21 protein-coding genes are annotated in these 24647 nt (G+C 70.0%); 10 read left to right on the forward strand and 11 right to left on the reverse strand.

Features of this window, described 5'->3' with window-relative positions:
* The 6 genes from ACFO0B_RS31335 to ACFO0B_RS31360 all read right to left on the reverse strand — a co-directional run.
* Positions 1-1397 (reverse strand): cutinase family protein (locus ACFO0B_RS31335; protein ID WP_378617335.1); only part of this gene is annotated, 1397 nt, incomplete at its 3' end.
* Between the two features lie 26 nt (positions 1398-1423).
* A complete protein-coding gene (locus tag ACFO0B_RS31340; RefSeq protein ID WP_378617337.1) occupies positions 1424-2425 on the reverse strand; it encodes a C40 family peptidase in 1002 nt (333 codons plus the stop codon).
* Between the two features lie 7 nt (positions 2426-2432).
* Positions 2433-3335, reverse strand: a complete 903-nt coding sequence (locus tag ACFO0B_RS31345) for a replication-relaxation family protein (protein ID WP_378617339.1) — start codon at positions 3333-3335, stop codon at positions 2433-2435.
* A gap of 130 nt (positions 3336-3465) precedes the next feature.
* On the reverse strand, positions 3466-5943 hold the full coding sequence (locus tag ACFO0B_RS31350) for a type IV secretory system conjugative DNA transfer family protein (protein WP_378617341.1): 2478 nt from the start codon (positions 5941-5943) through the stop codon (positions 3466-3468).
* On the reverse strand, positions 5940-7016 hold the full coding sequence (locus ACFO0B_RS31355) for a TRM11 family SAM-dependent methyltransferase (RefSeq protein WP_378617343.1): 1077 nt from the start codon (positions 7014-7016) through the stop codon (positions 5940-5942). Before ACFO0B_RS31355 ends, ACFO0B_RS31350 begins: the two co-directional genes overlap by 4 nt.
* On the reverse strand, positions 7009-7656 hold the full coding sequence (locus ACFO0B_RS31360) for a hypothetical protein (protein ID WP_378617345.1): 648 nt from the start codon (positions 7654-7656) through the stop codon (positions 7009-7011). The genes ACFO0B_RS31355 and ACFO0B_RS31360 overlap by 8 nt, the downstream gene beginning before the upstream one ends.
* Positions 7657-8090: 434 nt before the next feature.
* Between ACFO0B_RS31360 and ACFO0B_RS31365 the strand changes: the two genes are divergently transcribed.
* Both ACFO0B_RS31365 and ACFO0B_RS31370 read left to right on the forward strand, forming a co-directional pair.
* Positions 8091-9056, forward strand: coding sequence for a hypothetical protein (locus tag ACFO0B_RS31365; protein WP_378617347.1), 966 nt, complete (start codon positions 8091-8093; stop codon positions 9054-9056).
* Positions 9053-9451, forward strand: a complete 399-nt coding sequence (locus ACFO0B_RS31370; protein ID WP_378617349.1) for a pilin — start codon at positions 9053-9055, stop codon at positions 9449-9451. Before ACFO0B_RS31365 ends, ACFO0B_RS31370 begins: the two co-directional genes overlap by 4 nt.
* Here ACFO0B_RS31370 and ACFO0B_RS31375 read toward each other — a convergent pair.
* Positions 9438-9794 (reverse strand): hypothetical protein, encoded by a 357-nt coding sequence (locus ACFO0B_RS31375; protein WP_378617351.1) that lies wholly within the window; start codon positions 9792-9794, stop codon positions 9438-9440. The genes ACFO0B_RS31370 and ACFO0B_RS31375 overlap by 14 nt on opposite strands.
* A gap of 10 nt (positions 9795-9804) precedes the next feature.
* Here ACFO0B_RS31375 and ACFO0B_RS31380 point away from each other — a divergent pair, with 10 nt between their 5' ends.
* Genes ACFO0B_RS31380 through ACFO0B_RS31395 form a run of 4 tightly spaced genes read left to right on the forward strand, consistent with a single transcriptional unit; the run spans position 9805 to position 15973 of the window.
* Complete coding sequence (locus tag ACFO0B_RS31380) at positions 9805-11322, forward strand: hypothetical protein (RefSeq protein WP_378617353.1); 1518 nt, start codon at positions 9805-9807, stop codon at positions 11320-11322.
* Positions 11319-14216 (forward strand): TraG/VirB4 family ATPase, encoded by a 2898-nt coding sequence (locus ACFO0B_RS31385; protein WP_378617355.1) that lies wholly within the window; start codon positions 11319-11321, stop codon positions 14214-14216. The genes ACFO0B_RS31380 and ACFO0B_RS31385 overlap by 4 nt, the downstream gene beginning before the upstream one ends.
* Positions 14213-14647 (forward strand): helix-turn-helix domain-containing protein, encoded by a 435-nt coding sequence (locus ACFO0B_RS31390; protein WP_378617357.1) that lies wholly within the window; start codon positions 14213-14215, stop codon positions 14645-14647. Before ACFO0B_RS31385 ends, ACFO0B_RS31390 begins: the two co-directional genes overlap by 4 nt.
* A 51-nt stretch (positions 14648-14698) precedes the next feature.
* Positions 14699-15973, forward strand: coding sequence for a site-specific integrase (locus ACFO0B_RS31395; RefSeq protein ID WP_378617359.1), 1275 nt, complete (start codon positions 14699-14701; stop codon positions 15971-15973).
* An 821-nt stretch (positions 15974-16794) separates the two neighbouring features.
* Here ACFO0B_RS31395 and ACFO0B_RS31400 read toward each other — a convergent pair.
* Positions 16795-17352, reverse strand: coding sequence for an AAA family ATPase (locus ACFO0B_RS31400; RefSeq protein WP_378617361.1), 558 nt, complete (start codon positions 17350-17352; stop codon positions 16795-16797).
* Positions 17353-18502: 1150 nt separating this feature from the next.
* On the opposite strand from ACFO0B_RS31400, the gene ACFO0B_RS31405 reads away from it, so the two are divergent.
* Both ACFO0B_RS31405 and ACFO0B_RS31410 read left to right on the forward strand, forming a co-directional pair.
* Entirely contained in the window at positions 18503-19756 is a 1254-nt protein-coding gene (locus tag ACFO0B_RS31405) for a saccharopine dehydrogenase family protein (protein ID WP_378617363.1), read from the forward strand.
* Positions 19757-19792: 36 nt separating this feature from the next.
* Positions 19793-20746, forward strand: a complete 954-nt coding sequence (locus ACFO0B_RS31410) for an enoyl-CoA hydratase/isomerase family protein (RefSeq protein ID WP_378617365.1) — start codon at positions 19793-19795, stop codon at positions 20744-20746.
* Between the two features lie 127 nt (positions 20747-20873).
* Here ACFO0B_RS31410 and ACFO0B_RS31415 read toward each other — a convergent pair whose 3' ends face one another.
* Complete coding sequence (locus ACFO0B_RS31415) at positions 20874-21440, reverse strand: TetR/AcrR family transcriptional regulator (RefSeq protein ID WP_378617367.1); 567 nt, start codon at positions 21438-21440, stop codon at positions 20874-20876.
* 85 nt (positions 21441-21525) lie between these two features.
* Between ACFO0B_RS31415 and ACFO0B_RS31420 the strand changes: the two genes are divergently transcribed.
* The gene (locus ACFO0B_RS31420; protein ID WP_378617369.1) at positions 21526-22101 is read left to right on the forward strand and encodes a hypothetical protein; all 576 of its coding nucleotides are present in this window, start codon (positions 21526-21528) and stop codon (positions 22099-22101) included.
* A gap of 34 nt (positions 22102-22135) precedes the next feature.
* On the forward strand, positions 22136-22933 hold the full coding sequence (locus tag ACFO0B_RS31425) for an SDR family NAD(P)-dependent oxidoreductase (RefSeq protein WP_378617371.1): 798 nt from the start codon (positions 22136-22138) through the stop codon (positions 22931-22933).
* Positions 22934-23790: 857 nt separating this feature from the next.
* Here ACFO0B_RS31425 and ACFO0B_RS31430 read toward each other — a convergent pair.
* Positions 23791-24102 carry a tyrosine-type recombinase/integrase gene (locus ACFO0B_RS31430; RefSeq protein WP_378617373.1) on the reverse strand — a complete coding sequence of 104 codons (312 nt, stop codon included), beginning with the start codon at positions 24100-24102 and terminating at the stop codon, positions 23791-23793.
* A gap of 77 nt (positions 24103-24179) precedes the next feature.
* Entirely contained in the window at positions 24180-24572 is a 393-nt protein-coding gene (locus ACFO0B_RS31435; protein WP_378617375.1) for a hypothetical protein, read from the reverse strand.
* Between the last annotated feature and the right edge of the window lie 75 nt (positions 24573-24647).

Genomic DNA, 24647 nt, shown 5'->3' on the forward strand with positions numbered 1-24647 from the left:
CGGGTGATCCAGTCGGTCAGCAGGGGGGCGGCGGCGTCGTAGCCGGTGGCGTCGAACGGGGCTGTGTGGCCGTTCTGGGGGGCCGGGTGGCCGGTGCCGGTCGTGGTGCCCGCCCCGGGGGCGGTGGTGCTGTAGGTCTGGGTGAGTGCGGGGAACCGGGTGCCGGTGAACGCGCTGGCGGTGGCCGAGAGGAGATCAGCGGCGATCTGTGCCAGCCCGGTCAGCGCCAGGAAGGCCGCGACGGGGTCGCCGTCGGTGAGGATGTCCACGGCGGTCCAGGCGATCTCCTGGGCTCGGCCGATGTCGGTGGCGATGCGGGAGATGTCGAGCCCGGCCAGGACACCGACGATCTCGGCGGCGATCGTGGCGACCCCGGTGGTGTCCAGCGGCGCGGCCAGCTTCAACGCAGCGGCCACCAGGCGCAGATCGAGGCCATCGGCCAACGCGACCAGAGGGTTGAACCGGTCGTTCAGATCGCCCGAGACACGGTGCAGACCCCGCACATCGCCTGCGGTGAGCAGGCCCGGCAGCTGAGCGAGGTCGGCCACGATCGCGGGCACGTTCGCAGTGAAACTCGCGAGCCCGTTCAGCACGGTGACCACCTGAGCGAGCACCTGCGACACGTCGAGCTGCCCGGTCCAGGCCGTGCCGGTGGTCGTGGTCGGCGCACTCGTTGTCGTGGTGGGGACCGCTGCGGTAGTTGTGGGAACGGTGGCGGTCGGAACCGAGGGAATGGTGGCCAGTGCGCGGCTCACCGCGGTGAGGACCGGTGCGGACCCGGGCGTGGTCGAGCAGTAGCCGTCGCCGTCGAGGCAGAGCGTGCGGACCCGATCGGTCAGCTCGCCGAATCCCTGCGCACGCGGGCCGGTGACGCCGTGCCCGGAGACCGGGGTACCGAGCTGAGTGGTGGCGGGGTCGCGGCGCGGGTCGGAGACGAGCGCGACGGCCACGACCCGGGAGGCCGGGATCGGCCCCTTCCCGTTGCCGATGGTGGTGGCGAGGTCGCCGGTGACCTCGGCGCCCTGGCCGTAGCCGGCCAGAACGACTCGCGTGTGCGAGCACAGCGCCGAGACCGCCGCGGTGAGGTCGGCTCCGCTCACCGAACCCGCGCCGCCGGGCGTCGAGGTGAGCGTGCGGACCTCGATATCGCTGCCGTAGCGGGCAGTCAGTGACTCCCCGAGCCGGAAGAGGACGGCGGGCACGGCCTGCCCGGCGGCATCGAGGGTTGTCTCGTAGGTGCCCGGTATCAGCAGCGCGGTCCAGGGCGGGCACGGTGCCTGGTCGCGGCCCGGTGGGGGTTCTGCGGCGGCGACACCGGCGGTCACGGTGGTGACGGCGAGGGCCGCGCACAGCGCCGAGCGGGCGGCGCGGCGGGTCGAGTGCAGGTGGTGGCGCATCGGGTTCTCCGTTCGTGCAGGGGTGGTCAGGAAGGGGTGCGGGAGTCGTCGTGGGCAGGGGCGGGCCGGGTGGCGGTGTAGTAGTCGTCGCCGGGCCAGCGGTAGGGCGAGACCTGGACCGGCTCATCGAAGGTGGGGGCGTGCACCATCTGGCCGCCGCCGAGGTAGATGCCGACGTGGTGGACGTCGCCGTCGGTGCTGTAGAAGAGCAGGTCGCCGGGGGCGAGCTCGTCCTCGGGAACGGGGGTGCCGGTGTGGACCTGGTCGTAGGTGGTGCGGGGGATAGCGATTCCGGCGGCGCGGTAGGCGGCTTGGGTGAGTCCGGAGCAGTCCCAGCCGCCGTTGACCTCGGGTCCGTTACCGCCCCACACATACGGCAGGCCCAGTTGGGCGCAGGCGAAGGAGATCACCCGCGCAGCGGCCGGAGTCGGGGCCGAGGTGGTGTGGCAGTCGCCGCCGGTGGTGGTGTCGGTGGCGCGGTAGCGGGCCGCTTGGTCGAGGACTTGGTCGACGTACCAGTCGGCGTGGTTGTAGGTGAAGATCGCGGCTCGCAGGTCTGCGGGTGCGCCGGAGTCGCAGAGGTAGAACGCGGCGGCGTGGATCGCGTCGGAGGGGTTGTAGCGCGAGGGCGGGCTCGCGCCGCCAGCGGGCAGCTGATGGCGGCTGGTCACGGTGTCGAAGGTCGGGGCCAGGAATTGCATCGGGCCGCCCGCGCCGGAGGCGTTCTCGCCAGAGGACACTCCGGGAAGCGGTGAGCGGGCGTGGTCGGTCTCGATCTTGCCGATCGCGGCGAGCACCGACCAGTCCAGTCCGGGGCAGTCCCCGGCGGCGGCCTGGTAGAGCACGAGCATCGGCGCCGGGATGTCCTGTCGGGCTTCGCTGCTCGGAGCCGTCCCGGTGCCGGTCGAGGTTCTCGGGGCGGGGGTGAGTGCGTGGTCGAAGAGGGCGACGGCGCTGACCACGGCCGCGATGACGACTGTGAGGAACACGAACCCCGCGAATCCCGCTCCGAGTGCCTTGGCCAGCATCGCTACCTCACCAGAACGCCGACGCCGGGGGGCTCGGGGGTGGCGGGGCCAGAGCGAGGCTCCCGCTCGACGGTGCCCAGTTCGACTCCGGGTCGATGCCGTCTTCCGGTGTGGTCCGTCGCGGCCAGAGGTTGCCGAGTTCGTGCAGGTTCCTGCGCCCGGAGTCGGTGTGCAGGGCCAGCCATACCTGGTCGGCCGGACTCGTCCCGGTGATCGAGCCGAGGAACTCTGCGGAGGCGGTGGCGACCGGTACCGCCTCGGGATCGGGCAGCCGCTCCCACGTGCGCCGCAGCGCGACACGGGCGTTGACCTCCCGGCTGGTGGTCGGGACCCAGAACAGGACCGGGACGACGGTTCCGGTGGTGCGGGCGAGTTCGGCGAAGCCGTGGAGCTTGGCCGCGACCCGGGGCAGGGAGGTGGTTCCGAGGTCGTATTCGAGGAAGAAGTCGAGCTGGTCGCCGCTGTGGGTGTAGCGGCCGTGGGCGTCGGGGCGGGCGAGGTCGCCCCAGAGCCGTTGGCAGCGGGTCTGGGACCACCACCGCACGACGTGCCCGTCGTGGGGGTGGGTGATCAGGGCGGTGAACCATTCGGCGACGCCGAGGGTGTGGGTCAGGTGCAGGCTGTGGGCGACCGAGAGCGTGGTTTGGTGGTTGTAGCCGAGCTCGCGCACGCTCACTCCGGCTTCCGCGGCGAGGATCGCCGCTCCGGCCGGGGCGAGGGTCCAGTGGTAGGGGGCGGTGCCCCGGACTCGCAGGGGCCGGAACCGATCGAGGATCCGGTAGGTGTGCAGGACGGCCAGGCGGCGGCTGGCGATCTTGGTGGTCGGGAACGCCAGGGCGGCGAGCTGGCCGGTGGTCAGGACCCGGTGCTCGTAGACCATGCGCAGGATCCAGCGGTCGCGCCCGGTCAATGCCCGCACCACCGACCTGTTCTCCGGGCTGGTCGTGGGTGACCAGGCCGGGCGCGGTGCACGGGTATCGGCTTGCCTGTCGGGACGGGAAATCATCAGCAAGGGGCCTTTCTCGGGAGGCGTGGCCGGGTCAGGGCCGCGCGGAGGTGGCAGGTGCAGCCGTGAGCCGCGCTTGAGCGGCAGCGGCGATCTCGGCTGCGCGGCCCGGGATCGGCGGGTCCAGGGGGCGGGTGGTGAGGGTGAACGGGCGGGCGTTGCGGCCGTTGACCAGCAGGCGGGCGGCGGCGTGGAAGGCGTCGAGGTGGGACAGGTCGTGCTCGGAGAGCCACGGGTCGGTGTGGCGGGCCAGGTCGCGGGCGTCATCCGGGCTGACGGCGAAGACGATTTTGTTGCGGGCATTGGCCGAGATGCCGTCGCGCAGTTCCCGGGAGAGCTGGCCGAGGTTCTGATGGGCCAGCAGCAGCGACAGCCGCAGCCCGCGGGCCTCGGCGAGCATGTCCTCGATCGGGGTCGACAGGTTCAGGAAGTTCTGCGCCTCGTCCAGCACCAGAGCCGCGTCGGGCCGGTCAGCGGCGGGCACCCGCGCCCGCGCGGTCACCGCCTGCCAGGTTCGCGCCACCAGTAGCGACCCGACCAGGCGTGAGGTTTCCTCTCCGAGTGAGCCTTTCGGCAGGCGGGCCAGGCAGATGCCGCCGTTGTCGAGGATGTCGGCGAACTCGACGGTGGAGGGCCCGCCCGCGATGGCCGCACGCACGAAGGGGCGCAACAGGAACGCCCGCAATTTGTTGAGCAGTGGCCCGGTGAGTTGAGCGCGTCCGGTGTCGGACAGGGTTTCGTAGCTGTCCCAGAATCCGCGCAGGACGGGGTCTTTGGCGGTGCGGGTGACCCGGGCGCGGAAGGCGGGCTCGGTGAGCAGGCGGGGCAGGTCGGCCAGGGTGGCGGTGCCGGGCTGGGCGCACAGGGTGAGCAGGCTCGCGCGCATGATGTCGTCGGTGCGCGGCCCCCACCATTGGTGGAAGATCCGGTGGAAGACGGTGACGAGGTTGTCGACCGCCAGGTCCATTCCCGCGCGCCCGATCCGGTCGATGTCGAGGGGATTCACGCACGGGGGCGGGGCCGGGGAGTCGGCGTCGAAGAGCACCACCCGATCCCCGAACCGGGACGGCAGCCGGGACAGGACGTCGGTGACGAGGTCGCCCTTGGGGTCAATGACGATGACCCCGCGCCCGGCGTCGGCGTCATCGAGGATCGTGCGCGCGAGCAGGGTGGACTTGCCGACCCCGGTGGGGCCGAGGATGTGTAGGTGATGGCGGGCGTCGGAGATCCTGACCGCGACCGGTCGGCGCGTCCCGGTATCGGCCATGCCCAGCGGCTTGGTGTGTTCCCCGCCGACCGGGATCTCCGGGGCGGGGGACAGGGCGCGGGCCCCGGCGCGCTGCAGGCTGGGTAGCCCGTCGTCGGTGGGTAGATGCGCGATCGTGGCCAGCTCGGGCACCGACAGCACATCCCCCCGCCCGAGGCGGCGCTGCCGGATCAACCACGTGAGGTGCAGGCGACGCCTGCGCCGGTAGTAGTTGTGATCGGTGCACGCCCCGAAGACCGTGGCCAGCGCGTCGGCGCGCCCGCGCGCCACCGACCGTGCTCGCGCCCTCGTATCGGCTTGGTCGGGGTCGTCGGAGACCGGGATCGAGGCGGCGTAGCGGACCACCGTCTCCCAGTGCGCGCCCCGGGCCTTCGCCGCTGCCGCACGGGCAGCGGCGCTGTACTCCAGCGAGGTCTGGCGGTCGGCGTGCCCCCCGTCCGCCACCTTGGCCGGGGTGTGGGAGGCGCGGGTGGTGCTCGGGCCGGGGGTGAGCAGGTCCAGAGCTTCGCGCAGCAGAACCGTTACGACGCCGACTGGGGTGGTGGTGCTCGCCGCGGCGCGGGTGGCTCGCGCGACGCGGCGGCCGGTGACCGGGCGGGCGAGGATCTGCACGCAGGTGGCCTGGCCGGGTGCGAGGTCGTCGGCGGCGGTGATCAGGTTGCGCACCAGATCCCCGGAGTGATCGGTACTCAACGGCAACCCCTCGCGGCGTCCGAGCCGCAGCTCGCCCCCGGCCACGACCCGCCGCACGCCCTGCACCGCGACCGGCAGCGGGGGACGGGCGGGGGTGAGGGTGTCGGTGTGCGCGCCGGGCCAGGCCGAGGCGATGGCGCGTTCGATGAGTCCGGGCGGGACCGCGCCGGGTACCCAGAGCCGGATCGCGGCTCCCTGCTCGGGGGTGACGGTGTACTCGAACCCCAGATGCGGCTGCCCCAGAAGTACCCGCGCCCAGGCCGGGCGCAGCTGCCCGATCAGATGCGCCCAGAACGCGAGCGCTCCCTTGGCGTCGACCTCGGGCGGGGTGAGCACGGTGATCTGGCGAGCACCCGCACTCAGCCGGCGCCGACGCACCTCGCCCAGAATCCGGGCCGCGGCGAGCACCGCGAGCACAGCCCCGGCCACGCCCAGGCCCGGCACCGATGCGAGTCCGTGTCCGATCGCCTCGCCCAGATCGCGCAGCGCCGTGCCGGGCGCGATCAGCGCCCGGCCCAGCCACCCCTGCTCGGGATTCGGTGCGGTGTTCACGCGGCCACCGATCCCGGGCCGCCGACAGCGCGCGAGGGCAGCGTGGTGGAGGCGCCGAAGGGGAATCGGCCGCTGGCGCGGCGAAGCTCGAGGGCGTCGGTGGCCGGGGCGTCGGGCTTGCGGAGGATGACGACGTCCTCGTGGGCGATGAGGTGGATCGGCAGTCCGGTGGCGCGCTGTTTGACGACGAAGTCACGCTGGAAGAAGCTCGATCGGGCCACGAGCTCGCCCTCGGACAGACGGCCCAGCAGCGCCACGCACCGCTCCACCGGCACGAGCCCGGCCAGCTCGCCGCAGGTGTAGAGGTGACTCGGCAGGGGCACCAGCTCGGCGTGCTGCCGCCACGGCCGCGCGGTGATCACGACATGACCGCCGGGGGCGAGGTACTCCGCGGCCCCGGCGAGGACCTTGGTGAACCCCGTGAGCAGGCGGCCCAGGCCGACGTTGGCGAGGTTGCCCCGGTCCAGGACGCGGCCGTAGCGGTGGTTGGACTTGCGGACCGGGTCCGCGCCGTTGGCGCGCACGTGCCCGTGCAGGGAGTCGCCGTAGGGCGGGGAGGTGATGACCAGACTCGCCTGCCCGCGCAGCTCGGCTCCGATCAGCTCACCCAGCTTGCGGGCATCGCCGTGGTGGACGGCGGCGTCGAGATCGATCCCGGCTTCGCGGGCGAGCTCGATGTTGGTGCGCGCCAGCTCCGCCCACCGCGCCTCGTACTCGACCCCGACCGCGCGACGGCCCAGGTACAGCGATTCGACCACGGTGGTGCCGATCCCGCACATCGGGTCCAGCACGAGGTCCCCGGGGCGGGTGTAGGTCTCGACCGCGTGCTGCACGATGGCGGGGAACATCTTCGCGGGGTGGGCGGTGCTGTGGCGGTGGTAGCGGCCCCGCCGCTGCGCGGTCGGCGCGGTCTGGGCCGTCGCCCACACCGACACCGGCGCGGCGGTGGAACCGGTCTGGGAGGGGATCGCGGAGTCGGCGTCGTCGGGTTCGGCGGCGGCGTGGTCGAGCGTCAAGGCGGTGTCCTTCGGGTCGGAGTTCGGGCGGGGCGAGTGGTGTGCTGGGTCAGCCATGAGCGGGCTGGAGGAAGACGAAGACGTCGGTGTGGGCGACCCGATGGCGCGCGAGCCCGGAGGAGGCCGAGTCGGCGGGCGCGGCGATGATGGCGGTGCCGCTCACCGGCGCGGCGACGATGTGCTGGAGATAGAGCAGATCGGCGGCCTGGGCGGCGGCGACGACGGAACCGGCGGGATCGTCCAAGACGCCGGAAGCACTGTGGCGGCAGCGCGAAAGAACGACCAGCAAACCCTCCGGGGCCATCACGTCGGTCGCGAGCGTGGTGACGTGCTCGGCGGCGGCGATCGGGTCGAGGTGATCAGCGAGCAGGCTGGCCACGACCAGATCCACCGACTCCCCGGACCACCTCCGCTCGGTCGGAGCGTCGAGGCCGTGGCGGTCCAGCTCACCGACCGCGGCGAGCGCGTCGGCGGTGTCGGGCTCGATGATCCGCAGCGCCCCCCGCGCGGCGGGGGCGGGCCAGCTCGCCAGCATCACCCGCGATCCCGGTGCGGAGAACTCGGCGATCGCCCGCGTCAGGACCGGGCCGGGCCAGCGGTCTCCGGGATCGAGCGGGGCGGGCCCCAGCGCCCACAGGGTCGAGGGGACACGCACGGCGGCGGAGGTGGAACGAGGTCGGCGGGAACCGGTGTACATGACGGCCTCCTAAGCGAGAGAGCGGTGTGTACTCGCCTACTTCCGCCGAAAAGCCGAAAACGGGACACGGCCGTCCGAAATACTTTCTGAGAATTGCCTGAGCCGGAAAACCGGGACTGAACGCCGCTCGGCGCGAGGGCGAGTGAAAGTTCCCAAAAAATATTTTTCGAGCGGTTGCTCAGGGGGAGCCGTGGTCTATCCGTGGCCTATCTGAAACATATCCAAGTCAAATCCTGGATCTATCCGGACACACATAACAGCTGCTAGATGGCGGTAACGCTGTCACAGTTACTCCGAGCTTTGAGAGTGCTGGTTGGGTAGCGAGATGTCATCCATCTCGCGCCGGGATAGGGCTCGGATATGTTTCGGATGGTTTATGGATGTGGTTTGGATAGGGTTTGGATGCATTTCGGATAGGGGTGTTCGGTGTCCTTGTGAGGTCGGAGATTTTCGATCGATCAAGGAGATTTGCGGTGACGAATTCACCCCTCGTGAAATATGTGGGACTCCTCGGAAAGCCGGGCTCGCCGCTGGCTGTGGTGCGGTCCGGTTTCGACAAGATCGCCCCCGGGGCGCTGCCCACCGATCCGCGCCCGGTGCCGACGCCCGCGTCGGCTGCCGCCGGTGCGGTGCGGACGTGGGAGGCGTTGCGTGAGCGGCTGTGGGACTCGGCGACGCCGATGGCCGAAGTCGACGCGATCTGGGTGTGGCTGCTCGAACGAGTCCGTGCCGAGGACGAGGGCGCGATGCTGGTGTGCGCCGGGCTGGCCGCGCCGATGCTGTCGCGGGCCGCCAGCGGGTACGCGACGTCGAATACCGCCATTCGCCACGACATCGAGTCCGAAGTGCTGACCGCGTTCCTGCTCCACCTCCCGCGCGTGGGCCTGGAACTGCCCGGGGTGTGGCATCGGCTGAGATGGGGTGCCTTCCGCGCGGTCCTCAAAGCAGCGAACCAGCAGCGAAGCGGCGCGGCGGTGGTCGGTGACCTCGACCGCGACCTGGCCCCGCTGGGTGAGCGGGTGCGGGCGATGGTGCCCGAACCGGGCCATCCCGAGACGGTCCTGGCCCGAGCCGTGGCCGCCGGAGTCATCACCGCCGACGCCGCCGAACTCATCGCCACCTCGCGGTTCGAAGGCCGTTCGCTGACCGCGCTGGCCGCCGAACGCGGAGTGTCGCCGTCGAAGCTGCGCAAGCAGCGCCCCCGCGCCGAACGCGCCCTGCTGGCGTGGCTGTCCGACAGCGCCCGCGACCTCGACCCCGAGCGCACCAGCACGGTCGAAGCCGAGGCGGTCACCGCCCTCGCACCACCAGCCCGGTCACCGCGGCGAGGTCGCCGGCCGAACCAGCACCCGGTGACCTCGGACCAGTCGAGCACCGAGCACGGGCCGGTGGCGGCATGAACACCAACCAGGGAAATCTCGGTACCGCGCCCCAGACATCGGCTCGCCGCGGGCGGCGCTGGACGCGAGGGCTCGCGGTGCTGGGCACGACCGTGGCGCTACTGGTCCTGCTCGCCGCATCGGCCTCGGCGGCACCGCCGCACACCGACGTGCTGGCCATCGCCTCCTCGCTTGGCGAGGTGATCGACAACGCGCGCAACTGGATCGTGGGCATCCTCGCCGGACTGGCGACCCTGTTCCTGACCGTCGCCGGTGCCCGCTATCTGCTCGGCGGCGGTGATCCCTCCGAGATCGAGAAGGCCAAGACCGCGTTCCGTGCCGCCTGCCTCGGCTACGCGCTGGCGATGCTGGCACCGGTCATCGTCGCCGTGCTCAAGTCCATCATCGGAGCCTGACCGTGAACACCTCGGCCCAGGCCCCACCCGCCCCCGCCCGGTTCTCACCGGCCCCGCGCACCGTCGCCGCCGCTGTAGCGGCGGTGCTCGCCGCGGTCCTGCTCGCCGTTCTCGGCGCTGGGAGTGCCGCCGCCCAGCCCGTGACACCGACCGTGCCGGTCACCCCGAGCCCGGCCACACCCGCCCCACCATCCACCCCGCCGACCACGACCACCCCGCCGAGCCGATGGGTGACTCCGCCCTCCACCACCCCGAGCCCGCCCGCGCCCGGCACGACGACCCCGGCCCCCGGACCGGACTCGGACTCGGGGTCGGGTTCGGCCGAGTGCGGGGTCACCGACATCAACGGGTGCGTGGAGAACGCGATCGACGGGTTCTTCCAGCGGATCGTGGAGACCGCGCTCAACCCGCTGCTCGAGCTGCTGTCGAAGACGTTGCTCACGACTCCCGAGCCCGGCTCGATCCCGCAGATCGGCGTGCTGTGGGACCGGTCGTGGCAACTCGTGACCGTCCTGTATGTGCTGGTGGTGATGGCGGCCGGGGTGCTGCTGATGGCTCGGGAGACCCTGCAGGCCCAGTGGTCGATCCGGGAGCTCGCGCCCCGGCTGGTGGCCGGGTTCGTCACCGGAGCGGTGAGCATGACCATCGCCACGGCGGCGGTCGGGTTCGCCAACGCCCTCGCCGCGGCGGTCGCCGGAGACGGTGTCGACTCCGGCTCGGCCGCCCGAGCGCTGACCGAGCTCGCGGTGACCGGCACTCAGAGCCGGGGCTTCTTCCTGCTGCTGAACCTGGTGCTGGTGGTGATGCTGCTCGTGCTGCTCATCAGCTACGTCGTGCGCGTCATCATCACGATCCTGCTGATCGTCGCCGCCCCGCTGGCGTTGATGTGTCATGCACTGCCCGGCGTCGACGGAGTAGCGCGCTGGTGGTGGCGTTCGTTCGCGGCGTGCCTGGCCATCCAGGTCGTGCAATCGCTGACGCTGGTGACCGTGCTGCGGGTGCTGCTTACCCCCGGCGGATGGCACCTGTTCGGGCCGGATGCGAACGAGATCGCGGACACGATCGTCGCTCTGGCGCTGATTTTCCTGTTGATCAAGACCCCGTTCTGGCTGCTGTCGGTACTCAACATCGGCCAGGGCCGCTCGTTCGTCGGGTCGATCGCGCGAGGATTCATCGCCTACAAATCCCTCGGCCTGCTCAAAGGAGCGTCGGCGAGCACCTCCCGGACCGCTTCGGCGACCTCCGCACCGCGAACCCCACGCCCCGCACGGACCCCGCGAGCGCCGCGCACGACGGCGGCCCGTTCCCGGGGTTCGGACCCGTTCGCGCGAGTCCGTGCGACCCGAGACGGGCAGCTGATGTTGCCCCTGGAAGGGGTGCGCCGCGTCGCCCGCCGACCCGGCCCCGCCCCGGCCGAGGCGACCGGCACCCCGCCGCGCCGCGCCCGGACACCGAGGGGACGCCAACTCGCGTTCGACTTCACCCCACCGGACCCCTACCGGGGCATCCGCGCCGGGACAGGGGGCCAGTACCCGCTCCCGATCCCGGTGCGCCGAGTCCGCACCACGCCACCGGCCGCGCCACCACCGGAGCGTCCCGGGCGCCGGACGGCACCCCAACAGCTCGCCTTCGACTTCACCGAGCCCGCCCCCGCCGATCCCTACGCCCGTCTCCGCCCGACCCGCAGCGGCCAATACCCGCTGCCGTTCCCGGTGACCCGGGTCAAACCCATACCGCCGCCACCGAACCCGCCACAGCCACCCGCATCCGCGCCTGCGCGCCCGGCGGGGCGGCAGCTGCATCTGCCCATGCCGGATCTGCCCGTGCGCCGCCGCGCACCCCGCCCACCGCGAGGAGGCACCCTGCGATGAGCACCCTCGTGCGCATCCCCGCCGACGTCGACCGCTCCGACCGCATCCTGGGGCCCTTCACCGCCCGCCAGCTCGCCGTCCTCGCCACCACCGCCCTGCTGCTGTACTCGGGCTGGGCCACCACCCGCACGGTCATCGCCCCGCCGGTGTTCGCCGCCGTCGCGGCCCCGGTGTTCGTCGTGGTCGCGGTCGCGGTCTGCACCCGCCGCGACGGCCTCTCGGCCGACCTGCTGCTCGTGGCCGCCATCGGCCACCGCCTCCGGCCACGCCACCTCGTCAAAACCCGCGTGCAGCCATCCCCGAAATGGATCACCGCCCGGGCCCGCGCCACTCGGTCGCGCCCGCCGACCCCGGCCCCGTTGACCGCGCAGGCGGCACGACTCCCGGAAGCAGTGACCGACAGTGGCGCAGGTGGAGGTGTCGGCGTGATCGACCTCGGCGCCGAGGGCCTCGCGGTCATCGCCGTCGCCGGAACCCTCAACCTGAGCCTGCGGACCCCGGCCGAACAGGACAGCCTGGTGGGTCAGCTCGCGGGATGGCTGCACACCCTGCGCCAGCCGGTACAGATCCTCATCCGCTCAGCGCGCCTGGACCTGAGCGAGCACATCACCGGCCTGCACGCCGCCGCCGAGCAGATGTCACCCGACCTCGCCGCGGCAGCGGTCGATCACGGCGATCATCTCGCCGAGCTGATCGCCCGCGAGAACCCGACCCACCGGCAAGTACTGCTCGTCTGGCGCGAGCAGACCGACACCCTGGCCACGACCGGGCTGGCCGCGCGGCTGCCCGGCCGAGGCCGGGCCCGGCGGGCACTGTCGCACGGTGCCCGCCGAGCAGCCGAATCCCGGCTGCTGCGCCGCATGAGCGAGGCCGCCGACGTCCTGTCCCCACTCGGCATCTCGGTCACCGCCCTCGACCACGTGGCCGCGACCGCAGTGCTGATGAGCTGCACCAACCCCGAGGGCCTGGTCTCGGCCGCCGCCGACATCACCGCCGCCGACACGATCATCACCACCGAACCCGGCACCCCGGCCCCGGATCCGTTCGCGCAAGGCATGGACCGGTTCGCCCCGGAATCGCTCACCATCGGCACCCGCCACCTCGAGATCGGCTCGGACTGGACCTCGACGCTCGCGGTCACCGGCTACCCGCGCGAGGTGACCGCCGGCTGGCTCGCGCCACTGCTCTCTCACCCCGGCCGAGTCGAGGTCGCGGTCCACATCGAGCCCGTCGACCCGGCCACCGCCGCCACCCGCCTGCGCCGCCAGCAGGCACGCCTCGAGTCCTCCCGCATGCAGGACCTGAGCCGGGGCCGACTGACCGACCCGCAGATCGACGTCGCGGTCGAAGACGCCGCCGAGCTGTCCGCGCGGGTCGCCCGCGCCGAAGCACGCCTGTTCCGGGTCGGGGTGTACCTCACCGTGCACGCCACCTCCGAAACCGAACTGGCCGACGAAGTCGCGGCTGTGCGCGCCCTGGCCGCGAGCCTGCTCGTGGACACCTGCACCCTGTCCTACCGCGCCGCCCGAGGGTGGGCGACCACACTGCCGCTCGGGACGGACCTGATCCGGGTGCAGCGGACCTTCGACACCACCGCCCTCGCCGCGGCATTCCCCTTCGACTCACCCCAACTGCCCGCCGCCGACCCTGCCCAGGCCGACCGCCCCCACGGTGTCCTCTACGGCCGCGACGCCGCGTCCGGGCTGCTGTTCGTGGACCGGTTCGGCCCCGAGGCCCACAACCACAACCTCGTCGTGCTCGGCCGCTCAGGGGCGGGCAAGTCCTACCTGGTCAAGACCGAGATCCTGCGAGCGCTCTATCGCGGGATCGAACAGGTCGTCATCGACCCCGAGGACGAATACCGCCGCCTCGCCGAATCGGTCGGTGGCACCCATCTGCGCCTCGGCGCGCCCGGCGTGCGGATCAACCCCTTCGACCTGGAGGTCCACACCCGGCCCGACGGCCGCCGCAGCGCCCCCGCCGACGCCCTCACCCGGCGCAAACTCTTCCTGCACACCCTCACCCAGGTGCTGCTCGGCGAGCAGAGCGCCGCCCAGAGAGCGGCTCTCGACGCCGCGCTGGCCGCCACCTACGCCGCCGCCGGGATCACCGACGACCCCGCCACCTGGACCCGCCCCGCACCCACGCTCACCGGGTTACGCGACCAGCTCGACCGCCTCGGCTCACCCGCCGCGACCGAGCTGGCCGCCGGGCTGCACCCTTACATCGGCGCGGGTGCCTACGCGGGGCTGATCGATGGGCCGACCACCACCGAGCCCGAAGGCGGGCTGATCGTGTTCTCGCTGCGCGAGCTACCCGAGGAACTGAAGACCATCGGCACGCTGCTCGTGCTGGACGCGACCTGGCGACGGGTATCGAACCCCGGACAGCGGCGGCCCCGCATGATCACCGTGGACGAGGCATGGCTGCTCATGCGCCAGCCCGCCGGAGCGGCGTTCCTGTTCCGGGCGGCGAAAAGCTTCCGCAAACACTGGGCCGGACTGACCGTCGCCACCCAGGACTGCGCGGACGTGTGCTCGACCGAGCTGGGACGCGCCATCGTGTCCAACGCCGCAACCCAGGTGCTGCTGCGCCAGGCACCCCAAGCCATCGACGAGGTCGCCGCCGCGTTCCACCTCTCCGACGGCGAGCAGCAATTCCTGCTCTCGGCCCCACGCGGTTCGGGACTGCTGGCGATCGGCGGCACCGACCGCGCGGTATTCGGCTCATTGGCCTCCCACACCGAGAACGCGCTCATCACCACCGATCCCGGCGAACTCGCCATGAACGGCCACGAGGAGGATTCCGATGTCGACCTCGGCGCGCCGCCGGTCGCGATGTCTGCGAGCCCCGGCACGGAGGCATCTGAGCCGCGAAAGGCGCCACTGCGATGACCCCCACTCGCAAGGCGATCGGTGACTTGACCACATCGAAAGCAACGCCGAACAGGTCGATCCAGGCGAGCGGTGCACTTGTCCCACATCGGGCAAACCGGCCGGACCAATCCGTGCGCAAATACGGAAACAGGGGGAACAACCGCAGATCGGAAAAGAACTCGACCGCACCGCTTGACCATACGGCGATATCGAGCGTGAATATAGACCCGTCGCAAGGAAATGGAAGTATTCGGAACTCGCTGGCGGACCATTGGCTCAGCACCGAAGAAGTATCTCAGCGATTGAAGATCCCTGAGAAAACTCTCGCGAACTGGGCCTCGCTCGGAAAGGGTCCTCGCTTTGCTCGAATGGGCAGATATCGGAGATACCGATTCAGCGACCTCCTTGCCTGGGAGGAAGCGCAGCTCGAACTCGGGGAAAGTGCGTGAATCCGGCCGGATTCGGATCGAAGATCAACAGTGTGGAAAGGTGCTGAAGGTATGCCTCGGCAGGCGTTGGCAATGGGAACATACGGCAGGATCAGCTGCACGAAACTCGGGACACGGCAATACCGGGCACGGGCCCGATACCGCTCCTATAGTGGAGAGACCGTCCGGGTCGAAGGATGGGGAGCCAGCAAAACCGGTGCAGAGCACCGTCTTATCGAAGTCGTTCAGGAACGGATCAAGTCCGAGGGGCGTCAGCGGAACGGGGTCGTCACCCGAAACACGCTGATTCCCGCACTGGCGGACCTCTGGCTCGAAGAAATGGGACTGGACGAGACAACGGCCCCACAAACCCTGCAATGGTACCGAGAGGAGATCGAACCCTCCGACGACCCACGGGCGCGCAAAGATACCGTGAAGATCAAAACGGCAATGAACGGCGTGCGGCTATTCGAGGCAGATACCTCCTACCTCGACGCTCACCTGAAGATGATCCAGAAAAATGGGCACACCCGTAAAGCTCAATGCCACAAGATCATCCTCACCGGCATGATGAGCCTGGCTGTCCGTCACGGAGCGATTCGCGAGAACCCCATGCGCGAAGTCGGCAAGATCAAACGCAAAAAGACGAGACCGAAAGCGATGGACGAGACAACCCGCAGCGGGCTACGCACCCAGCTCGAAACCTGGCTCGCCGGAAAAGCAATCCCCGGTACACCCGCCTACACGCGCGGCCCGGCACGCGACCCCGACATCCTCAACGCCGCCGACATACTCCTGGGAACCGGAGCGCGCCCAGGCGAATGCCTCGCGTTCCGTCGCTGCGATGTCGACAGATCCGCCGCTCCGTGGGAAATGACCATCAGCGGCACCATCGTCCGTGTGACCGGAGTCGGGCTGTACCGGCAGGAGTGGACCAAGACCGACGCCGGGTACCGCACCGTCGTACTGCCAACATTCACCATCGAGACCCTGCGGGCACTCGGTGCCGACGACTGGGATCCCGACGACGAAACTCCGCTCTTCCCCTCCCGGCGCGGCGGCTGGCGCGACCCTCACAACTTCGGCCGCACCTGGCGCGCCGCACGCGGCACCACCTACGCCTGGATCACCCCCAAGACCTACCGCAAGACCAACCTCACCGCCGTCGCCGAAGAGTTCGGACCCGACCAGGCCAAGCGGCAGGCTGGACACCGCAACAGTTCCACCACCGAACAGCACTACATCGACCGGCCCGCGCTGGCTCCCGATTCCACCGCCGTTCTCAACCAGCTAGCGCCATCCGTCTCCGGCGCCGTCCCAGACAACCCCGGGAACCGGGATGGATAGAAGCCCGCGACGATGTCCCGTCATCGGGCGCACAGTGCGGCAGGCACCCCGCAGCGGTATGGGGCGGGCCGCAGGGCACATGTCGCGGGCCTTGCAAACTTGACTGCTCCCGCACTAACCCCCCGGTTTGAACGGGTAATCATGGGAATCAACGGGAAGCGATGGGACGAACCCCCGCCCCGTTCCCGCAGTTCACGGGATGTTTCGGGCAGCGATGGGAACCACGATGCATCTAGAACCCCTGCGTGGGGGTCAGGGGTTCGAGTCCCCTTAGCTCCACAAAAATAGCAGGTCAGGTCCGATCTCAGATCGGGTCTGACCTGCTTTTCTGTATCTGGCCTCCCGTTTCGGCCCTGGATTTGTTCGGCGGGACTGCGGGTCGTGTACCTGCGGTGACCACCGCCCCTGTCGCAGGCCGGTGCCCCGACATGGCGTGCAGAACACGGGGGCCGAGATGCGTCTGGTCGTCGTCAGGCGATTACTGGACCACGAAGCCGCCGACCGCGAACGCGGACTCGGCCACCGCGCAGTCCGGATTCGACGGTTACGACTACGAGTAACCCCGCGCCAGGCCGCTCGGCGGTGCCGGGCATCGGGTGACATCTCTTCGTCCTCACCCGGATCGGGCACCGCCGCGCCGATAGGCTCGCTCAGGGCACGGCCGAGACGGGAAGCTTCGGCCGCGTCGATCGGAGTACCGGCCGATGCCGTTGCGGCGACCCGTGTCGCTCACCCGAACGGGACATCCCCCTCCCGCCGCAACGGCACCGGCTCACCGTGCGGGCGCCGCACCACCGCGCCCGCACGGTGGGCTGGGACGGCTACGGTCTCGGGTCACTCGGCGGGCATCGGAAAGCGCTGCGGATCGCGTCGAGGTCGGCGACTATCCGGTCAGTGACAACTCGTGCCGGCCATTGTGCGTCGAGCCGGAACTCGCTGGTGAAGTCCAGGAACTGCCAGCCGTGGTACCAGGTGCTCATCTGGGTGGCGGTGAACTCGCTCGACTGGGATCGCATGGTGTGCCGCCGTGTCGTTTCCTCGAACGGCAGGTCCCAGGCGTAGAACAGCGGGTGCTCGACCCGGTCCGCGAGCCTGGCCAGGACCGCGCTGTAGCGGCGGGCGTCGAAGATGCCCTCGACGATGACGACCAGGCCGCGCTCCAGACAGGCTCCGGCGACGGTCTCGATCAAGGTGACGTTGAAGGCGCCCGGCCGATCGGGCTCGCGCAGCACGATCCGGCGCAGGTAGTCCTGCGAGACCACCGCACAGGTCCCGCGCGGGAAGCGCTCCTGGACCTGGCGCGCCACCGTCGACTTCCCCGACCCCGAGTTGCCACGCAGGACCACCAGCCGTCCCCCGGCTCGCGACCGTTCTGCCACGACCGGACACCGTAGCAGCCATCCCGGACATCGCCGCGGTATCGATCCCGGCCAGGCGCGTGAACCGCTGTGCCGCCACCGTAGGCCGTGCGGGATCGACCCACTCGCCCCACGCGGTGCGGCTCGACCTCGACCCCGAGATCCAGACCGCACTGACCGCCCTCCGGCCGTGCCTGAGCATCGTCTGCCATGCCTACATACCTCCTGTAGTCCTGCACCGGCGGTTCAGTGATCGCCGCGGCGAACACCGTGGGCAGTCGATGTCGCCGGTGCGGGATGCTGTCGGCACGGTAGCGGATGCGGATCCGCCCGCTGGGCGCGTGTTCGAAGACCGACCCGCTCCTGACAGGATCGTCCGGGTAGCAGCGAGTCTGAGCCGAGGGCCTACGAGCGAGCCCTCACGCCGCAGCTGCGAAAATGGCCGCGCTGAACAGAGCCCGGGAACGCACCGGTAGCGACGTCCCCGGCCAACCTCGGATCGCCCGTCGTCGGCAGGTAGGCCAGGTGTCGGTTGGCCGCCGGTTCGGCGCGGTCCTGCGCGTTCGGTGCCCCAGCGGGCGATGACCCAGAGCCGCGCCGGCGGCCGCAACTCGTGTCAGGAGCTGGGAGAGCTCCGGCAGCGTCCCATCGGCACTCCGACTTCGGAGAGGGGGGTGCCGACACCCGCCGACCGCGGAAACCCGACTCCATCTTGAATGGCATTCAAGGATCGGCTAACCTCTGCCCACGTTCTTGAATGCCATTCCAGACAGCTCCGACGACAGGATGCGCAGTGGCCACCGACCTTCCCCTCGACGAGGCTCGACGGCTCGGCTCGGCAGCCCGTCGCGCGGTTCGGTTCGCTGGGCGCCCCGCCCTCGGGGAAGTGAACGGCGAGTGCCGCGCCGAGTTGCCGACTCAGCCGCACCCCGCGGCAACGTCGCGGGGTCACGTGGTGTTCGAACCGCTGAACTCCCGGCCCAGCAGCCTGCGAATCACCGACGGCAGCGCCGGTACTCGCTCGAAGGGCCGCAGCACGACTACCGCGGGGACATCGGACAGCCCGCACCGGCTTCACCCCGCGTAGAAGAGGAACTCCCGGCGAAACCACGCCTGAAACCCTCGCGCCCGGTACTGACCCGACGACCGACCACGACACCAGAGGCAGGCTATGACCCTACGCCGAGAATTCGACCTGATCATCTATGGGGCAACGGGATTCGTCGGACGTCTCACCGCTGGCTACCTGGCCGGAGCCGCTCCGGCGACCGCACGGATCGCGCTGGCCGGCCGATCGCTGGACAAACTGCGAGCCATCCGCAGCGAACTCGGCGACCCGGCACGCGATTGGTCGCTGATCGTCGCGGATGCCGACGATCAGCATGCGCTCGATGCCATGGCGAAGCGAACCAGGGTCGTCGTGACCACGGTCGGCCCGTACGCCCGCTACGGCCTCGGTCTCGTGCAGTCCTGCGCGCAGGCTGGAACGCACTACGCCGACCTCACCGGCGAACCGCTGTTCGTCCGTGAGTGCATCGACCGTTTCCACACACTCGCCGTCGGATCGGGCGCGAAAATCGTCACCTCCTGTGGGTTCGATTCGGTTCCCTCCGACCTCAGCGTCTTCCTGCTCCATCGTCGAGCGCTCGAAGACCGTGCCGGTGAGCTGGCATCCGCGACTCTGGTCGCCACCGTGCGTGGCGGTTTGAGTGGAGGCACGATCGACTCCGGTCGCGCACAGTGGGAGGCCATCGCTGAGGATCCCTCGCTCGGCCGCATCGTTGCCGATCCCTATGCGCTGAGTCCTGATCGACACTGCGAGCCCGACCTCGGCAAGCAGTCCGATCACGCTCTGCGCCGTGCGCGCGGTATCGATCCGAGCCTGTCGGGGTGGGTGACGACCTTCATCATGGCCTCGCACAACACCAAGATCGTGCGCCGTACCAATGGATTGCTGGGCTGGGCCTACGGCAAGCGCTTCCGCTACCGGGAGGTGATGTACGCCGGCACGTCGGTCGCCGCCCCGCTGATCGCCGTGCTCGTCGCCGCCGGTCTGGCGACCCTCGCTCGCCTGGGTCCGACACTTTCGCGTGGCCTCGGCAAGCGGGTCGTCGATCGCCTCGTCCCCGAGCCGGGTACCGGTCCCGGCGAACGGGCACGTGACAACGGCTTCTTCACGATGCAGACCTTCGCCCGAACCACGACCGGCACGCGGTATCGAGCCATGTTCGCTGCCGAGGGCGATCCCGGCTACAAGGCCACGGCGGTGCTGCTGGGCGAGAGTGGCCTGTCGCTGGCATTCGACGACAACCCGCGCCACGAATACGGAGGTGTCCTCACTCCCGCTTCGGCGATGGGAGAAGACCTCGCCGATCGACTCGGCAAATCCGCGATGACGATCTCCGTCGACCGGATCGACGACTGACCCACCGACAGCGCACTACGGAAAGGTGCCCCCCGCATGCGATTTCTCCGCACAGAACGGCTCGGATCGGTCCAGACGATCTGGTTGAACAACCCGCCCTACAACTTCCTCACCGACGAGGTGATGGGCGAACTGATCGACCTGCTCCGGACCATCGACGGTGACCGCGAGGTCAGGGCGGTGGTGCTCACCAGCGCCGTCGAGGGCGTCTTCGTCAGCCACTATTCGGTGTCGGAAATACTGGACGGCGTCCAGTCGGCGCCGGTCGTGTTGAACCCGCGGACAGCGGGAGCCGCGCTGCGGATGAGCGAGTTCGCCGATCACGTGCCCGGCGGCCGGGCGGGGCTGGCGCGAGCCGGTGCCGGAGGTGTCACGAACCTGCGTCGCTACCACGAGGTTTGTCGTCTGATGCGGGAATCGAGCACCGTCTTCGTCGCCGCGCTCAACGGCCGGGCGCTGGGCGGGGGTTGCGAGCTGTCGCTGGCTTGCGATCTGCGGCTGATGGCGGAGGGGCCGTTCGAGATCGGCCAGCCCGAGATCCTGGTCGGCATCATCCCCGGCGGCGGCGGGACGCAGATGCTGACCCGGGTGCTCGGCGCCGGTCGCGCACTCGAGCTGTGTCTCGAGGGGGCACCGATCGACCCGCGCCGCGCACTCGAGATCGGACTGGTCCACCGATTGGTCGATCCGGACGAGCTGCTGAACGAAGCCCAGCGCACTGCCGCCCGCCTCGCGAAACGCTCCCCAACCGCGGTCCGCGGCATCAAGAACGCCATCCACCAGGGTGGTTCGGTTCCGCTGGAGAAGGGCCTGCACATCGAGCGCACACATTTTCTCACCGCGGCGTCGACGCCATCGGCCAAACGGGCGATGGCTCTCTACCTCGCCGACGTCGAAGCGCCTATCGACGCCGGCGGCGACATCTCCGACTTCGTCGCAGACGGCTTGCCGGACTGGGTTGCCGGCACGAGGGTCGATTTCACCGAGTAGGTGACCGATCTCCCGATCAGGCCCCGCGCCGGCTGCCGGACGGGCCGGGCGGCGCGAAGCGCTCCGTGATCGCTTCGTCGAACAGGTTGCCGGCGCGGGCCGGATGGCGTGCCGTGCCGTGGTGCTGTCACCCGCGCTCGCGCCGGACAGGGACAGCGGTGAGGCTGTCGACGAGCATGTCGATGACGGCTCGCTTGCCTGCCTCGTCGCGTCGATGGGTGAGGAGGCCTTCGATGACGAAGGTACCGATGGCGGCCATGGTGGCGAGGTCGGCTTCGGTGGCCCCGGCAGAGCGCAGGTCGGCGGCGAACAGAGCGTCGGCGAGCTGGTGGAACCCGGTGTGCCAGGTCTCGACGGCGGGCGAGAGCGGGGCGCGCGAGTGCACGGTGTTGACCAGCCCGTGCAGCTGCTCCAGCTGGTCGACCACCCACAGCAGCCGGTCGTTCAGCCCCAGGTCGGCGATCTCGGCATAGGTGGCGAGGGCGCCGGTCAGCAGGCGGTCCAGGACGGCGACGAGCAACTCGTCCTTGTCCTGGAAGTACCAGTAGATCGTATTGCTGGTGACTCCGGCGTTCTTCGCGATCCGCCCCATCGAGGTCGAGTCGTAGCCGTCGTGAAGGAACAGGGACTGCGCTGCGGTGACGATCTCCTCGCGCTTCTCCTCGCGGTCCTGCGGGCGTCGATTCCGGGGCACCCCGAAAGCCTATCTTGAGCATCGGTCAAGAAAAAGTTACGATTCTTGACGACCATTCAAGAAATGAGAGAAGAGGTGAGGCTCCGTGGACGCCGATACCGACAGCACGGTCTCCGAGCTGCGCCGTCTGAAGACCAGCGACCTGCTCGCCCGGTTCCTTCAGCTGGCGGCGCCCGCGGTCAGCGAGCTCGATGGCGAGTACTCCGCCGAGCTGCTGGCTCAGCCGAACCTGTTCGCCGTGGTGACCGGCAAGGTGGCCGTGGCCAACCCGCTCGGGCCGTGGCTGTGCAAGGCATTCCGGCCCGTCGACGACAACGGCGGGCGCGGCTACAACACCTTCGACGACCGCGGCCGGGTCCGGCAGCGCTACCCCATGCGCACGCTGCTGGCTCCCTCCCGGTTCGATGGGGAACCGGCCTACACCCTCGTCTACCGCGCGTACAACTCGCTGTGCGGAACGATCCACATGGTCGACGAGGTGCGACGGGCCGCGCCCGGCGTCTACCTGGGCATCGGCACCTGCGGTTTCACCGCCGCGCACCGCCGCGTTCCCCGGCCCTTCCTGCTGACCGGCCCGATCGGCCCCTACCGCGGCGACATCGGCACACCCCGTCCCGCGTTCACCCCCGGCCGGCGCGAGCTGCCCGGCCCGCCCGTCTGACCTCCCCGCACCGACCGACCCGAACGAAGGATCCATGACTCCCTCTGCTCGCACCGCGCTCATCACCGGCGCCTCCGCTGGTATCGGCGCGACCTTCGCCCGTCACCTGGCCGCCGACGGCTACCAGCTGCTCCTGGTCGCCCGCCGCGCCGACCGGCTCCGGGAACTCGCCACCCAGCTGACCGAACAGCACGGAGTGCGCTGCGAGGTGTTCGCCGCCGACCTCACCGACCCCGCCGCGCCCGCCGCGATCCTCGACTACGCCGACCAGCAGGACCTCGACATCGACGTCCTGATCAACAACGCGGGCCTATCGGGTAAGACCGCCTTCGCCGAGACCGAGTGGGAGGCGCTGGCCGGGGAGATCCAGCTGATGGTGACGGCCCCGACCGAACTCGTGCGCCTGGTCGTTCCCGGGATGAAGGAGCGCGGGTGGGGTCGCATCGTCAACCTGTCCTCGGTCGCGGCGTTCGCCCCACCCGCGGCCAGCCTGCTCTACACCGGCATCAAGTCCTACGTTCTCAACGTCTCCCAGGCCCTGAACATGGAGCTCGAGCCGCACGGCATCCACGTCACCGCCCTGTGCCCCGGCTTCACCCGCACCGAATTCCACGACGTGATGGGTACCCGCGACGCCGCCGATCACCTGCCCCGCATTCTCTGGCAGCAGCCCGAAGCCGTCGTCGTCGAGGGCTGGGCGGCGGTGATGAAGGGCAAACCGGTGTGTGTCCCCGGCGTCGTCAACAAGATCTCCGCCGCCGCCATGAAGCCCCTGCCGACCCGGCTGGGCTACCTCGCCGGAAAGACGTTCAACCCCTTCAAGAACGGCTGATCGAGCACAAGCTCGGCCGAACCCGCACCGCCGGACTCCAGAAGGAATACGCGAGAAACCGTACGATCCGCCAGCCGCTTCGGTGTAGTTCCGCCGTACAGCCCTCGTGCGACTCGACCGTGATTTGCCCCCTGGAGAACAGGAGCTCGGGTGCGGGTGCTTGTGCCCCGCCCTCGTCACCAGAGCTACCCGATGGGGTGAATCAGCCGCATCCAGCACGAGGCACAACGCCCAAGTCCTGCGGGTGTATGCCAGGTTGATCGTCGGTGTGGCGAGCAGGCGTCGGATTTCGTTGCGGGTCAACGAAATCTGGTCGGCCACGCGGTCACCGACGTGGGGTTCGATAGCCAGGACGGTGAGGAATGCAAGACTCGAGCGGGCCCACCGGTAACCCCGCGCTTTCGTCGTCGAGGTGGTAGCGGTGTCAGGCTGTCCTCCCGTGCTCCTGAACATCTCGGCGAGGTGAACCGGGACGCATTCCTGTCGTCCGTCGGGGATTTGACGTTCTGACCAGTGCTCGAGTACCTGCCGCTGGTCTCGGGGCAACCCGCGGAGAAGCGCCACGGGGTTCGACCTCCGCGGAAAGTTTGCAGTCAGGGGCCAAATCTCCGTTGCAGCCGAGCATGATTCGCGAACTCGACGACTTGCCTACCCGAGCACGCCGGTCGCCGCGCCAGGCCGGTCGGTGGGGTTGGGTTCTGCAGACCGATCCTGTCCGGGCCGATGGGCTCGTAACGCTCTATGTGGGGTCAGGGGTTCGAGTCCCCTTAGCTCCAACCATTTTCCGCAGGTCAGTGCGCCACGAGTGTGCCAACGGACGGGAGAACTTTTCGAATCTCGACCGCCCCGGTAGATCGTCAGACGGCTTTGTCGGTGCCGAACATCGCCGAGGCGGCAGCGGTCAGACCTTCGTCGTAGACCCGGCTGTAGACCGCGGTGGTCATCCGCACGTCGTGCCCGTGCCAGGCAGCGACGGTGGAGGCCGGGATGCCAGCGTGCAGCATCACCGACACCGACGTGTGCCGCAGATTCCGCAGGGTGATCCTGGGAAACTCGGCCGCAATCCGGATGCGATGGAACTTCCCGGTGAACGTCCGAGGCAACACCGGCTCCCCGTCGGCAGCAGCGCACATGTGCGTATCCTCGCGCCGAGGCTTGCGCGCAGCCAACCGCTCCCGCTTCTGCTTGGTTTCAGCTCCCGCAGGGCGGCGGACCGGGAGCGGCTCCTCGCCGTTCGGGCCGAGAACTATCGCGGGCTCTGTGCGCTGCCGGCGGTCGTCGAGCGCGCCGGTGCGGCGGGTGTGGTGAGCACGCTCGGTGACGTGGGCACGACCGTCGAACTCGCCGGGGCCGCGGTTGTCGTGGTGCCCGGTGGCGCTGTCGTGGTCATGACGGTTGTGGTGACGGTGGTCGACGGCGGAGTCGTGGTGTGCGGGGCGCTCGACGTCGGGGTGATGGTGACCTGTGCACTGAAGGTGGCCTCGATCGAGAAGCTCGCGGTGGCCGAGAAGCCCGCGCCCGCGGGCGGGTCCGCGGGGATCGGGGGCGGCGGGTCCGGCGGAACGGGGGTGCCGGTGTCGGGATCGAGGGATTCGCCGGGCGGCTGGGCGGTGGCGGCGCCCGCGACGTCGGTCGGCACGGCGACCTCGTTCGGGGCGCCCGCGGCTGGGCTCGTGGCCGTGATGACCGTCCGGGTTCGAACGACGGCCCGCTC

Origin of the sequence: Nocardia jiangsuensis, from assembly GCF_042650385.1 — a bacterium.
GTDB classification, from domain to species: Bacteria; Actinomycetota; Actinomycetes; order Mycobacteriales; family Mycobacteriaceae; genus Nocardia; species Nocardia jiangsuensis.